Annotated in this window: 11 protein-coding genes; 7 read left to right on the forward strand and 4 right to left on the reverse strand. The window is 54.8% G+C overall.

What is annotated here, in order from left to right:
• Positions 1–64: 64 nt before the first annotated feature.
• The 3 genes from idnT to HV037_RS20885 all read left to right on the forward strand — a co-directional run bounded on the left by idnT (position 65) and on the right by HV037_RS20885 (position 4,017).
• On the forward strand, positions 65–1,384 hold the full coding sequence (gene idnT, locus HV037_RS20875; protein ID WP_016155581.1) for a gnt-II system L-idonate transporter: 1,320 nt from the start codon (positions 65–67) through the stop codon (positions 1,382–1,384).
• A 52-nt stretch (positions 1,385–1,436) separates the two neighbouring features.
• Positions 1,437–2,435 carry a LacI family DNA-binding transcriptional regulator gene (locus HV037_RS20880; protein ID WP_047358548.1) on the forward strand — a complete coding sequence of 333 codons (999 nt, stop codon included), beginning with the start codon at positions 1,437–1,439 and terminating at the stop codon, positions 2,433–2,435.
• 79 nt (positions 2,436–2,514) lie between these two features.
• On the forward strand, positions 2,515–4,017 hold the full coding sequence (locus HV037_RS20885) for a helicase HerA-like C-terminal domain-containing protein (protein ID WP_046275851.1): 1,503 nt from the start codon (positions 2,515–2,517) through the stop codon (positions 4,015–4,017).
• A gap of 39 nt (positions 4,018–4,056) precedes the next feature.
• On the opposite strand, the gene lptG is transcribed toward HV037_RS20885, so the two are convergent.
• The 3 genes from lptG to HV037_RS24460 form a co-directional block, all read right to left on the reverse strand.
• Complete coding sequence (gene lptG, locus HV037_RS20890; RefSeq protein ID WP_008786067.1) at positions 4,057–5,139, reverse strand: LPS export ABC transporter permease LptG; 1,083 nt, start codon at positions 5,137–5,139, stop codon at positions 4,057–4,059.
• A complete protein-coding gene (gene lptF / locus HV037_RS20895; RefSeq protein ID WP_016151506.1) occupies positions 5,139–6,239 on the reverse strand; it encodes an LPS export ABC transporter permease LptF in 1,101 nt (366 codons plus the stop codon). The genes lptG and lptF overlap by 1 nt, the downstream gene beginning before the upstream one ends.
• A 62-nt stretch (positions 6,240–6,301) precedes the next feature.
• The gene (locus HV037_RS24460) at positions 6,302–6,352 is read right to left on the reverse strand and encodes a hypothetical protein (RefSeq protein WP_212723231.1); all 51 of its coding nucleotides are present in this window, start codon (positions 6,350–6,352) and stop codon (positions 6,302–6,304) included.
• A gap of 153 nt (positions 6,353–6,505) precedes the next feature.
• On the opposite strand from HV037_RS24460, the gene pepA reads away from it, so the two are divergent.
• The 3 genes from pepA (at position 6,506) to HV037_RS20910 (ending at position 11,426) form a co-directional block, all read left to right on the forward strand.
• Positions 6,506–8,017 carry a leucyl aminopeptidase gene (gene pepA / locus HV037_RS20900; protein WP_003025870.1) on the forward strand — a complete coding sequence of 504 codons (1,512 nt, stop codon included), beginning with the start codon at positions 6,506–6,508 and terminating at the stop codon, positions 8,015–8,017.
• Between the two features lie 110 nt (positions 8,018–8,127).
• Positions 8,128–8,571: a DNA polymerase III subunit chi gene (gene holC, locus HV037_RS20905; RefSeq protein WP_181022909.1), complete on the forward strand. Its 444-nt coding sequence runs from the start codon at positions 8,128–8,130 to the stop codon at positions 8,569–8,571.
• Positions 8,571–11,426 carry a valine--tRNA ligase gene (locus HV037_RS20910; protein ID WP_016151504.1) on the forward strand — a complete coding sequence of 952 codons (2,856 nt, stop codon included), beginning with the start codon at positions 8,571–8,573 and terminating at the stop codon, positions 11,424–11,426. Before holC ends, HV037_RS20910 begins: the two co-directional genes overlap by 1 nt.
• A gap of 55 nt (positions 11,427–11,481) precedes the next feature.
• On the opposite strand, the gene HV037_RS20915 is transcribed toward HV037_RS20910, so the two are convergent.
• Positions 11,482–12,672, reverse strand: a complete 1,191-nt coding sequence (locus tag HV037_RS20915; protein ID WP_103283429.1) for a DUF898 family protein — start codon at positions 12,670–12,672, stop codon at positions 11,482–11,484.
• 193 nt (positions 12,673–12,865) lie between these two features.
• On the opposite strand from HV037_RS20915, the gene HV037_RS20920 reads away from it, so the two are divergent.
• A complete protein-coding gene (locus HV037_RS20920; protein ID WP_016155577.1) occupies positions 12,866–13,369 on the forward strand; it encodes a GNAT family N-acetyltransferase in 504 nt (167 codons plus the stop codon).
• The last annotated feature ends 6 nt before the right edge of the window (positions 13,370–13,375 follow it).

The raw sequence follows: 13,375 nt of genomic DNA on the forward strand, positions 1-13,375 counted from the left end.
GGTGAGTGAGCGTAGCCAACACACCTGCAACTTGAAGTATGACGGGGATATAAGAGAAACGATTATGCCATTAATAATAATTGCGGCAGGCGTCGCGCTGCTCCTGGTCCTGATGATTGGTTTTAAAGTTAACGGCTTTATTGCTCTGGTCCTGGTGGCGGCGGTCGTCGGTTTTGCCGAAGGGATGGATGCCCAGGCCGTTTTGCATTCAATACAAAATGGGATCGGCGGGACGCTCGGCGGTCTGGCGATGATCCTTGGCTTCGGTGCAATGCTCGGTAAGCTGATTTCCGATACCGGCGCGGCTCAGCGCATCGCCACCACGCTGATTGGCACGTTTGGTAAGAAACGCGTGCAGTGGGCGCTGGTGATCACCGGACTGGTGGTAGGTCTGGCGATGTTTTTCGAAGTCGGCTTTGTTCTGCTGCTGCCGCTGGTGTTTACGGTGGTGGCCTCTTCCGGCCTGCCGCTGCTGTATGTTGGCGTCCCGATGGTAGCTGCGCTGTCCGTGACCCACTGTTTTCTGCCACCGCATCCGGGGCCGACCGCGATTGCCACCATTTTCGAGGCTAATCTCGGCACTACCCTGCTGTACGGCTTTATTATTACTATCCCGACGGTGATTGTTGCCGGGCCGCTGTTTTCTAAGCTGCTGACCCGCTTTGAGAAAGCGCCGCCGGAAGGGTTATTCAACCCGCATCTGTTCACCGAAGAAGAGATGCCGTCATTCTGGAACAGTATCTTTGCCGCGGTAATCCCGGTCATACTGATGGCGGTCGCCGCAGTGTGCGAAATCACGCTGCCGAAAACCAACAGCGTACGGGTGTTCTTTGAGTTTATCGGTAACCCTGCGGTCGCGTTGTTTATCGCTATCGTACTCGCCATTTTTACCCTTGGTCGACGTAACGGACGTACGATCGAGCAAATTATGGATATCATTGGCGACTCTATCGGTGCGATTGCGATGATTGTGTTTATCATCGCCGGGGGCGGCGCGTTTAAGCAGGTTCTGGTCGACAGCGGCGTGGGGCAATATATCTCGCACCTGATGACCGGCACGTCGCTTTCTCCGCTGCTGATGTGCTGGACGGTCGCCGCCTTGCTGCGTATCGCGCTCGGTTCAGCCACCGTGGCGGCGATCACCACCGCAGGCGTGGTACTGCCGATTATTAACGTCACCCACGCCGACCCGGCGCTGATGGTGCTGGCTACCGGCGCGGGCAGCGTGATTGCCTCCCACGTTAACGATCCGGGATTCTGGCTGTTTAAAGGCTATTTTAATCTCAGCGTCGGGGAAACGTTGCGTACCTGGACGGTAATGGAGACGCTGATTTCCATTATGGGGCTGCTGGGGGTTCTGGCGCTGAACGCCATTCTGCATTAAGACGGTCATCACCGGGGAGCACAGATCCGCGCTCCCCGGCACTGGAGAGAAAATGAGGAACCACAGAATTTCTTTGCAAGACATCGCCACGCTGGCGGGCGTGACCAAAATGACGGTGAGCCGCTACATTCGCTCGCCAAAAAAGGTCGCAAAGGAAACCGGTGAACGCATCGCGCAGATTATGGAGGAGATTAATTACATCCCCAACCGCGCGCCCGCGATGCTGCTGAATGCGCAAAGCTATACGCTTGGCGTGCTGATCCCCTCGTTTCAAAACCAGCTGTTCGCTGACATTCTGGCCGGCATTGAGTCGGTCACCTCGGACCATAACTATCAGACGCTGATCGCTAACTACAATTACGACCGGGAATCCGAGGAAGAGTCGGTGATCAATCTGCTGTCATACAATATCGACGGCATTATCCTGTCCGAGAAATATCACACCCTGCGTACGGTGAAGTTTCTGCGTTCAGCCAACATTCCGGTGGTGGAGCTGATGGATATTCAGGGCGATCGTCTGGACATGGAAGTAGGCTTCGATAACCGTCAGGCGGCATTTGATATGGTCAGCACCATGCTGGATAAACGCCAGCGGCGCAAAATCCTCTATCTCGGTTCGAAAGACGACGTCCGCGATGAACAGCGCTATCGCGGCTATTGCGATGCCATGACGCGCCGGGGTCTGGTGCCGCTTCGCGTCAATCCGCGTTCTATTTCGTCCATCCATCTCGGCACCCAGATGATGCGGGACGCGCTCGCCGCGCATCCGGATTTAGACGGCGTTTTTTGCACCAACGACGATATTGCGATGGGCGCGCTGCTGCTGTGCCGCGAGCGCGATCTGGCCGTTCCGGAACAGATCTCAATTGCCGGTTTTCACGGGCTGGAAATGGGCAGGCAGATGATCCCAAGCCTCGCCAGCGTGATCACCCCGCGTTTTGACATTGGCCGCATGGCAGCGCAGATGTTGCTGAGCAAAATCAAGAACAACGACCATAACCACAACACCGTGGATTTGGGGTACCAGATTTATCACGGCAATACGCTTTAAGTCATTTTCTCCGGCCATCGCATACTCTCTTTGATGGACATTGCCTATACTCCAGGCAAGATAAATGGAGGAAATCTCAATGAGCACACCCCTGCTAATTGCCCGCACGCCGGACACCGAACTGTTTTTACTGCCAGGCATGGCCAACCGTCACGGACTGATTACCGGCGCGACCGGGACCGGTAAAACCGTCACGCTACAGAAGCTGGCCGAATCGCTGTCTGAAATTGGCGTACCGGTATTTATGGCCGATGTGAAAGGCGACTTAACCGGCGTGGCCGAGGAAGGGCAGGCCTCTGAAAAGCTGCTCGCCCGCCTGAAAAATATCGGCATTACCGACTGGCAACCGCATGCTAATCCGGTCACGGTGTGGGATATCTTCGGCGAAAAAGGTCACCCCGTGCGGGCCACGGTATCTGACCTCGGCCCGCTGCTGCTGGCCCGTTTGTTGAACCTCAACGACGTGCAGTCCGGCGTGCTGGATATTATCTTCCGCATTGCTGATGACCAGGGCCTGCTGCTGCTCGATTTCAAAGACCTGCGAGCTATTACCCAGTACATCGGCGATAACGCCAAATCCTTCCAGAATCAGTATGGCAATATCAGCAGCGCCTCGGTCGGGGCAATCCAGCGTGGACTGCTGTCGCTGGAGCAACAGGGGGCGGCGCACTTCTTTGGCGAACCGATGCTGGACATCAAAGACTGGATGCGAACTGACGCCAGCGGCAAAGGGATGATCAACATCCTCAGCGCAGAGAAGCTCTACCAGATGCCCAAACTGTACGCCGCCAGCCTGCTGTGGATGCTCTCCGAACTGTACGAACAGCTGCCGGAAGCAGGCGATCTGGAGAAGCCAAAACTGGTGTTCTTCTTCGATGAAGCTCACCTGCTGTTCAACGACGCCCCGCAGGTACTGCTGGATAAAATCGAACAGGTGATCCGCCTGATCCGCTCGAAAGGGGTCGGCGTGTGGTTCGTCTCGCAAAACCCGTCAGATATTCCAGACAACGTGCTCGGTCAGTTGGGGAACCGCGTGCAGCACGCCCTGCGCGCGTTCACACCGAAGGATCAGAAAGCGGTGAAAACCGCGGCACAAACCATGCGCGCCAACCCGGCATTTGATACCGAAAAAGCCATTCAGGAACTGGGAACCGGTGAGGCGCTGGTGTCGTTTCTGGACGCCAAAGGCAGCCCGTCGGTGGTTGAACGGGCGATGGTGATTGCGCCGTGCTCGCGGATGGGACCGGTGACGGATGACGAGCGCAACGGGCTGATTAATCACTCCTCGCTGTACGGTAAATATGAAGAACAGATCGACCGCGAGTCCGCCTATGAGCGTTTACAGCAAGGCGTGCAGGCCAGCACCGAGCAGCAAAATACACCTCCCGCCAACGGTAAAGCGATCGATGTGGACGGCGGTATTCTCGGTGGATTGAAGGATATTCTGTTTGGCAGCACCGGACCGCGCGGCGGCAAGCGCGATGGCGTGGTACAGAGCGTGGCGAAGAGCGCGGCGCGACAGGTCACCAATCAGATAATACGCGGCATGTTGGGGAGTTTGATGGGCGGGAGAAAACGCTAGCAGGAAGGCGCCCCTCCCGCACAGCGGGAGGGGCGAATATCAGGACTTACGCAGCATCAGCCACAGGCTTATCAGGAAGAAGCTGGCGCTTGGCAGCAACGCGCCGATAATCGGCGGAATGCCGTACACCAGCGTCAGCGGGCCAAAGATTTGGTCCAGCACATAGAACACAAAGCCGAAGCTAATCCCTGTCACCACGCGCACGCCCATCGGGACGCTACGCAGCGGACCAAAGATAAACGACAGCGCCATCAGCATCATTACCGCCACAGACAGCGGCTGGAAGACTTTGCTCCACATATTGAGCTGGTAGCGTCCGGCGTCCTGGCCGCTCGACTTCAGGTACTTCACGTAGTTATGCAGACCACTAATCGAGAGCGCATCAGGATCCAACGCCACGACGCCGAGCTTGTCGGGTGTAAGGTTGGTTTTCCAGGTGCCGCTCACCGTCTGCGAGCCGGTGATTTGCTTCGGATCGGTCAGGTTGGATTCATCCACCTGCGACAAACGCCAGACCTTCTGCTCCGGGTCAAACGTCGCGCTTGCGGCATAACGGACGGACTGCAAACGGCGCTTGTCGTTAAAGGAGTAGATGCTAATTCCGCCTAACTCGGCGTCACCTTTCACCCGCTCAATGTAGACAAAGCTGTCGCCATCTTTCGCCCACAAACCTTGCTGGGTAGAGAGCAGCGAGCCGCCATACATCTGCTGCGCACGGTAGTTACGCGCCATCTGTTCGCCCTGCGGCGCCACCCATTCGCCGATGGCCATCGTCAGCAACACCAGCGGAATCGCGGTTTTCATCACCGACAACGCCACCTGCATACGGGTAAAGCCAGAAGCCTGCATGACCACCAGTTCACTGCGCTGCGCCAGCATGCCCAGCCCCAGCAAAGCACCCAGCAGCGCCGCCATCGGAAAGAAGATCTGGATATCTTTCGGCGCGCTGAGCAGGGTATACAGCCCGGCGCCCATCGCATCGTAGCTCCCCTGCCCGGCTTTTTTCAGCTGGTCGACAAACTTGATGATCCCGGAGAGCGACACCAGCATGAACAACGTCATCATGATGGTGGTGAAAATGGTTTTACCGATATAGCGGTCAAGTACACCAAAAGGCTGCATTATACCGCTCCTTTACGCATAAAACGGGCACGTAAGCGGCGCATCGGCACCGTATCCCAGAGGTTAAGCACAATTGCCAGCGCCAGATACGCCAGGTTAACCGTCCACATCCAGAACACCGGATCCAGCTTACCTTTGCCGCCGTTCGACTTCAGCGATGTCTGAACCAGGAAGAACAGCAAATAAAGCAGCATTGCTGGCAGCATGGACAGTACGCGACCCTGACGCGGGTTCACCACGCTCAGCGGTACAACCATCAGCGCCATCATAAATACGGTGAATACTAACGTGATACGCCAGGTCAGCTCCGCACGGGCGCGATCGGTGTCGGTCGTCCATAGCGTACGCATGGTCATCTGGTCGGTATCGTTTGGATCCAGCGCCACGGCCTGATGACCGATAATCGCCTGATAATTCTGGAAGTCGGTAATGCGGAAATCGCGCAGCAGCGCGGTCCCTTCAAAACGCGTCCCCTGGTTCAGCGTCACGACCTGGGAGCCATCGCGCAATTGGGTAAGATGACCGGAGTCCGCTACCACCACCGAAGGACGGGCGTTACCTTTCGGGCGGATTTGCGCGAGGAACACATCGTTGAAGTTACTGCCGTCAACGCTTTCGATAAACAGCACCGAGCCGCCGTTAGTCGCCTGCTGGAATTGCCCCTGAGCAAGCGCCGCCATACCGGGGTTCGCTTTCGCCTCCGCCAGGACTTCGTCCTGATGTCTGGAGGACCACGGTCCGGCCCACATCACGTTGACCGCCGCAATAATACTGGTAAACAGCGCCAGCACCATCGCCGCTTTCACTAAGACAGCCTTGCTCAGCCCGCAGGCGTGCATGACCGTAATTTCACTTTCGGTATACAGTTTGCCCAGCGTCATCAGCAGCCCGAGGAACAGGCTTAATGGCAAGATAAGTTGCGCCATTTCTGGCACGCCCAGCCCCAGCAGCGAGAGCACCAGATTCGCCGGGATATCACCGTCAACCGCCGCACCAAGGATCCTGACTAACTTTTGACAAAAGAAGATCAAAAGCAGGATGAATAGGATCGCAAGTTGGCTTTTGAGCGTTTCCCGAACCAGATATCTTATGATTATCACTTTAAATACGCCCGTAAAAACCCGTCTTTTGCCGGAATTTAGCTTGTTTCATGGCTTAAACGTCATTTATTCTCTTGAGTCGTCGAAATCGTCGCTAAGATCATTATACTCAACGGATCCACCTCTCAGAAATTGTTCTGACGTGCCAATGCCGTAATAACGTTAAGATTAACACGAAGTCACCGCAACAGCGGGTATGAGTTACGAAAGCTTGCAATTCTATCCGTAGCCACCGCCGTTGTCTTTAAGATTCAGGAGCGTAGTGCATGGAGTTCAGTGTAAAAAGCGGTAGCCCGGAGAAACAGCGGAGTGCGTGCATCGTCGTGGGTGTCTTTGAACCACGCCGTCTCTCTCCGATTGCAGAGCAGCTCGACAAGATCAGCGACGGGTACATCAGCGCACTGCTGCGTCGTGGCGAACTGGAAGGCAAACCAGGTCAAACCCTGTTGCTGCACCATGTTCCTAACGTTCTGTCTGAGCGAATTCTCCTCATTGGTTGTGGCAAAGAGCGCGAGCTTGATGAGCGCCAGTACAAGCAGGTCATTCAGAAAACCATCAATACGCTGAATGATACTGGCTCAATGGAAGCCGTCTGCTTCCTGACTGAGCTGCACGTCAAAGGGCGCAATAACTACTGGAAAGTGCGTCAGGCCGTTGAGACAGCACAGGAAACGCTGTACAGCTTTGATCAACTGAAGACCAACAAAAGCGAGCCGCGTCGTCCGCTGCGTAAAATGGTCTTCAACGTACCGACCCGCCGGGAACTGACCAGCGGTGAACGTGCGATCCAGCACGGTCTGGCGATCGCCGCCGGCATTAAAGCGGCAAAAGATCTCGGCAACATGCCGCCGAACATCTGTAACGCCGCTTACCTTGCTTCTCAGGCGCGCCAACTAGCAGACAGCTACAGCAAAAATGTTGTAACCCGCGTGATCGGCGAGCAGCAGATGAAAGAGCTGGGCATGCACTCTTATCTGGCCGTCGGTCACGGCTCGCAGAATGAGTCGCTGATGTCGGTCATCGAGTACAAAGGCAATCCATCCGAAGACGCGCGTCCGATCGTGCTGGTCGGTAAAGGGTTAACCTTTGACTCCGGCGGTATCTCCATCAAACCTGCCGAAGGCATGGATGAGATGAAATACGACATGTGCGGCGCGGCAGCGGTATATGGCGTGATGCGCATGGTGGCCGAGCTTCAGCTGCCAATCAATGTCGTCGGCGTGCTGGCAGGCTGCGAAAACATGCCGGGTGGCCGTGCGTATCGTCCAGGCGACGTGCTGACCACCATGTCTGGTCAGACCGTTGAAGTTCTCAATACCGATGCCGAAGGCCGTCTGGTCCTGTGCGACGTATTAACCTACGTCGAGCGCTTTGAGCCAGAAGCGGTGATTGACGTCGCAACCCTGACCGGCGCGTGCGTGATTGCGCTGGGCCATCACATCACTGGCCTGATGTCGAACCACAACCCGCTGGCGCATGAGCTGATCGGTGCGTCCGAACAGGCTGGCGACCGCGCGTGGCGTTTACCGCTGGGTGATGAATACCAGGAGCAGCTAGAGTCCAACTTTGCGGATATGGCGAACATCGGCGGACGTCCTGGCGGCGCCATTACCGCGGGCTGCTTCCTGTCACGCTTTACCCGTAAGTACAACTGGGCGCACCTCGATATCGCCGGTACCGCATGGCGTTCAGGGAAAGCCAAAGGCGCAACCGGTCGTCCGGTGGCGCTGCTGTCGCAGTTCCTGCTCAATCGTGCCGGTTTTAACGGCGAAGAGTAAGGCGGTAAGCACAAGCAATAAGACCCGTAGGCCGGATAAGCTCAACGCCATCCGGCCTACGGTTGTGCATCATGGCAACGCATTTAAATTCACCAGAAGAAGCCCCATATATGAGAAACGCAACTTTCTATCTTCTGGACAATGGCACGCAACACGATGGCTTAAGCGCCGTCGAGCAGTTGGTGTGTGAAATTGCCGCAGAACGTTGGCGTGCTGGCAAGCGCGTGCTGATCGCCTGCGAAAACGAAAAGCAGGCTCTTCGACTGGATGAAGCCCTGTGGGCAAGACCGGCAGAAAGCTTTGTTCCGCATAATCTGGCAGGTGAAGGCCCCAGAGGCGGCGCACCGGTAGAAATTGCCTGGCCGGAGAAACGCAACAGCAGCCCGCGCGACCTGCTTATCAGTTTGCGCGTTGGCTTTGCAGATTTTGCCACCGCTTTCACAGAAGTGATAGACTTCGTTCCTTACGAAGATTCTTTGAAACAATCGGCACGCGATCGCTACAAAGCTTACCGCGTGGCTGGTTTTAACCTGAATACGGCAACCTGGAAATAATGGAAAAGACATACAACCCACAAGATATCGAACAGCCGCTTTACGAGCACTGGGAAAAGCAGGGCTATTTCAAACCTAACGGCGATGAAAGCAAAGAGTCCTTCTGCATCATGATCCCGCCGCCGAACGTCACCGGCAGTTTGCATATGGGTCATGCTTTCCAGCAAACCATCATGGATACCATGATCCGCTACCAGCGCATGCAGGGTAAAAACACCCTGTGGCAGGCCGGTACCGATCACGCGGGTATCGCAACCCAGATGGTGGTTGAGCGTAAGATTGCCGCTGAAGAAGGTAAAACCCGCCACGACTACGGTCGCGAAGCGTTTATCGACAAAATCTGGCAGTGGAAAGCGGAATCCGGCGGCACCATCACCCGCCAGATGCGCCGTCTCGGCAACTCCGTTGACTGGGAGCGCGAGCGCTTCACTATGGACGAAGGTCTTTCCAATGCCGTGAAAGAAGTCTTCGTTCGCCTGTACAAAGAAGACCTGATTTACCGTGGCAAGCGCCTGGTGAACTGGGACCCGAAACTGCGCACCGCAATTTCCGACCTGGAAGTGGAAAACCGCGAGTCGAAAGGCTCAATGTGGCACATCCGCTATCCGCTGGCTGACGGCGCGAAAACCGCTGATGGTAAAGATTACCTGGTCGTCGCCACCACCCGTCCGGAAACCGTACTGGGCGATACCGGCGTGGCCGTCAACCCGGAAGATCCGCGTTATAAAGATCTGATTGGCAAGTTTGTTGTTCTGCCGCTGGTTAACCGCCGCATTCCCATCGTCGGCGATGAACACGCTGATATGGAAAAAGGCACCGGCTGCGTGAAGATCACCCCGGCGCACGACTTTAACGACTACGAAGTCGGGAAACGTCACGGCCTGCCGATGATCAATATTCTGACCTTTGACGGCGACATCCGTGAAACCGCGGAAGTGTACGACACCAAAGGCGAAGAGTCCGACGTTTATTCCAATGAAATCCCGGCTGAGTTCCAGAAGCTGGAGCGCTTTGCCGCGCGTAAAGCGGTGGTTGCCGCCGTTGATGCGCTGGGCCTGCTGGAAGAAATTAAACCGCACGACCTGACCGTGCCTTACGGCGACCGTGGCGGCGTGGTTATTGAACCGATGCTGACCGACCAGTGGTACGTCCGTGCCGACGTGCTGGCGAAACCGGCGGTTGAAGCGGTTGAGAACGGCGACATTCAGTTCGTACCGAAGCAGTACGAAAACATGTACTTCTCCTGGATGCGCGATATTCAGGACTGGTGTATTTCCCGTCAGCTGTGGTGGGGTCACCGTATCCCGGCATGGTATGACAACGACGGCAACGTCTACGTTGGCCGTACCGAAGACGAAGTGCGTCAGGAAAACAACCTCGGTGCCGACGTTCAGCTTCGCCAGGACGAAGACGTTCTCGATACCTGGTTCTCCTCCGCACTGTGGACCTTCTCTACCCTGGGCTGGCCGGAAAACACCGACGCGCTGCGTCAGTTCCACCCAACCAGCGTGATGGTTTCCGGTTTCGACATCATCTTCTTCTGGATTGCCCGCATGATCATGATGACCATGCACTTCATCAAAGATGAAAACGGCAAGCCGCAGGTGCCGTTTAAGACCGTCTACATGACCGGTCTGATCCGCGACGACGAAGGCCAGAAGATGTCCAAATCCAAGGGCAACGTCATTGACCCGCTGGATATGGTCGACGGTATCTCCCTGGCTGAACTGCTGGAGAAACGTACCGGCAACATGATGCAGCCGCAGCTGGCCGAGAAGATTGCCAAGCGTACCGAGAAGCAGTTCCCGGACGGCATCGAGCCGCACGGCACCGACGCACTGCGCTTCACCCTGGCGGCGCTGGCCTCTACCGGTCGCGACATCAACTGGGATATGAAGCGTCTGGAAGGTTACCGTAACTTCTGTAACAAGTTGTGGAATGCCAGCCGCTTTGTGCTGATGAACACCGAAGACCAGGATTGCGGCTTCAACGGCGGCGAAATGACCCTGTCGCTGGCGGATCGCTGGATCCTTGCTGAATTCAACCAGACCATCAAAGCGTACCGCGAAGCGCTGGACAACTTCCGCTTCGACATCGCCGCGGGCATTCTGTACGAATTCACCTGGAACCAGTTCTGCGACTGGTATCTGGAGCTGACCAAGCCGGTAATGAACGGCGGTTCCGAGTCTGAACTGCGCGGCACCCGCAATACGCTGGTCACCGTTCTGGAAGGTCTGCTGCGCCTGGCGCATCCGATCATCCCGTTCATCACCGAGACCATCTGGCAGCGTGTGAAGGTGATTTCCGGTATTACCGCCGACACCATCATGCTGCAGCCGTTCCCGGAATATAACGCCGCACAGGTTGATGAAGCCGCACTGGCTGATACCGAATGGCTGAAGCAGGCGATCGTTGCCGTACGTAACATCCGTGCGGAAATGAACATCGCCCCAGGTAAACCGCTCGAACTGTTGCTGCGCGGTTGCAGCGCTGATGCGATGCGCCGTGTGAACGATAACCGCAGCTTCCTGCTGAACCTGGCGCGTCTGGAAAGCATCACCGTACTGCCAGCCGATGACAAAGGTCCAGTCTCCGTGACCAAAATCATCGACGGCGCCGAGCTGCTGATCCCGATGGCTGGCCTCATCAATAAAGAAGATGAGCTGGCGCGTCTGGCGAAAGAAGTAGCGAAAATCGAAGGTGAGATTGCCCGTATCGAAGGCAAACTTTCCAACGAAGGTTTCGTTGCTCGCGCACCGGAAGCTGTTATCGCCAAAGAGCGTGAGAAGCTGGACGGTTATGCGGAAGCGAAAGCGAAGCTGATTGAGCAGCAGGCGGTCATCGCCGCGCTGTAATTGCCGTTACGTTATACACGTATTAAAGGCCGGAGCATGCTCCGGCCTTGTTGTATCAGATGAACGGGAAGTAGGTCATCACACCACGTGATACCCACATCGCCGGACCTGTTTCCAACGCCTCTGTATGGTCAGTCAGTTCCAGCGCATCCAAATCCCCTTGTACATGGGAGTTACTGGCCAGCCAACTGACCAGCCACATTTTCATCCACGGATAAGCTAGCCCAAACGTGATGCCTGAAATAAACAACACCAGTACAAAACGCCAGATCAGGCCATGTGCAGTGACGGAAGAATGAAAGCGGATTTTGCCCTCGGCCAGCGCCAGGTTATTCATGAACAGATTACGTAGCGTAGTGTATAAATAGCTTCCAACCACAATAATTCCGGCGAAATAGAGAAAATAGCTCGCCATTATTCTGCTCTGATTCTCCCAGATAAATTCGTCGTCGGCCACGCCTAACACTGCCAACATCACCATTTGCAGAAAGATAGGGGCAATTAGCCAGACAATCACAACAACAAATGGCAGCAGTACCAGCACGGCTTTAATACACCCCACTATGCTTGCTTTCATATTGACGTTAATAGTAAAGCGGTGAATACCAAAATTACCGCCATTACCCACTAACTGCATCCATTTTGCATAGGTAATACCGTAGGTGATACCCATGCCCACAATTCCCACCAACGCGATAAATGCTATTCTGATAAGCATTCCAGTACTGCCCTCAATCCAGTCGGTGGCAAGTATCAGAAGATAAATCACTCCCCAGTTCACCACAGCAAGCACCACTGGCACAACCAGTAAAAAAAGCCATGCATGTAATTGTGAGCAGTCAAAACCAAAACGCACACCGTTAAGCGACGTCATCATCGCCTGATACTGCAGGCTTTTTATGGTCATTAATGGAAGGACAGCTACCAGTAAACCAATCAAAGTAAAACCAACGAGAGGGCTGCCGTTAGCAATAGAACTCATGCTGGCACCATAAACCACCATAATCGACAAGAAGCTTACGAATATCGCGCCACCTGTCGCCTTATAGGTAAAGGGTTGGCCATTGAGAGTCATATTCTCGTAAATATAACGCCGACATTTCACTATCGCCCACGGTGTATAAATACCCAGAGTAATACAACACAGCAAAAAATTGACAATGCAAATAATAAAGTACTGCCATCCTTTACCGATAAAAATAAATGTGTGTCGTTGATTTTCCCGACCACCAACAAAATCATTCATGAACAATATCCCTAATATAAATTCCATTAAGATAAAAAATAAAAACCAGTGTTTATTTACTGGTTCGTTTACAATACTATTTTTAATTAGCCAATGTGTTTTAATTTTTTCTGATTCAGGAACGTCTTGCACCCGACAGAAGAGAGTGGTATTAAATAAATATATAAGTGTATTTTTAGAATTGAGCCATATTATGAATGTTGTGCTACCCTCCACGCTTACGCTGCGCCGAATCACCGCAGCAGATAATGCCGCTATCGCTGCGGTGATCCGCAAAGTTTCCGCTGAATATGGGCTTACTGCCGATAAGGGCTATACCGTTGCCGACCCTAATCTGGATGAACTATTCCAGGTTTACAGCCAGCCGGGCGCGGCCTACTGGGTGGTTGAGCAAAACGGTGAAGTCGTGGGCGGCGGCGGCGTTGCGCCGTTAGGATGTAGCGAACCGGACATTTGCGAACTGCAAAAGATGTACTTCCTGTCGAGCGCACGCGGTCAGGGGCTGGCGAAAAAGCTGGCGCTGATGGCCCTCGAACATGCCCGTGAGCAGGGTTTCAAACAGTGCTATCTGGAGACCACGGCGTTTCTGACCGAGGCAATCCGCCTGTATGAACATTTAGGGTTTGAGCATATCAGCGAAGCGCTGGGCTGTACCGGGCACGTGGATTGCGAAGTGCGGATGTTAAAGCCCCTCTGACTTCAG

Source organism: Citrobacter sp. RHBSTW-00017 (genome assembly GCF_013797615.1).
Taxonomy (GTDB): Bacteria; Pseudomonadota; Gammaproteobacteria; order Enterobacterales; family Enterobacteriaceae; genus Citrobacter; species Citrobacter braakii.

What these genes read in the sequence shown, in the direction of transcription:
- idnT (WP_016155581.1), top strand. Translation starts at nt 65, where the DNA reads ATGCCATTAATAATAATTGCGGCAGGCGTCGCGCTGCTCCTGGTCCTG.
- HV037_RS20880 (WP_047358548.1), top strand. Translation starts at nt 1,437, where the DNA reads ATGAGGAACCACAGAATTTCTTTGCAAGACATCGCCACGCTGGCGGGC.
- HV037_RS20885 (WP_046275851.1), top strand. Translation starts at nt 2,515, where the DNA reads ATGAGCACACCCCTGCTAATTGCCCGCACGCCGGACACCGAACTGTTT.
- lptG (WP_008786067.1), bottom strand. Translation starts at nt 5,139, where the DNA reads ATGCAGCCTTTTGGTGTACTTGACCGCTATATCGGTAAAACCATTTTC.
- pepA (WP_003025870.1), top strand. Translation starts at nt 6,506, where the DNA reads ATGGAGTTCAGTGTAAAAAGCGGTAGCCCGGAGAAACAGCGGAGTGCG.
- holC (WP_181022909.1), top strand. Translation starts at nt 8,128, where the DNA reads ATGAGAAACGCAACTTTCTATCTTCTGGACAATGGCACGCAACACGAT.
- HV037_RS20910 (WP_016151504.1), top strand. Translation starts at nt 8,571, where the DNA reads ATGGAAAAGACATACAACCCACAAGATATCGAACAGCCGCTTTACGAG.
- HV037_RS20915 (WP_103283429.1), bottom strand. Translation starts at nt 12,672, where the DNA reads ATGAATGATTTTGTTGGTGGTCGGGAAAATCAACGACACACATTTATT.
- HV037_RS20920 (WP_016155577.1), top strand. Translation starts at nt 12,866, where the DNA reads ATGAATGTTGTGCTACCCTCCACGCTTACGCTGCGCCGAATCACCGCA.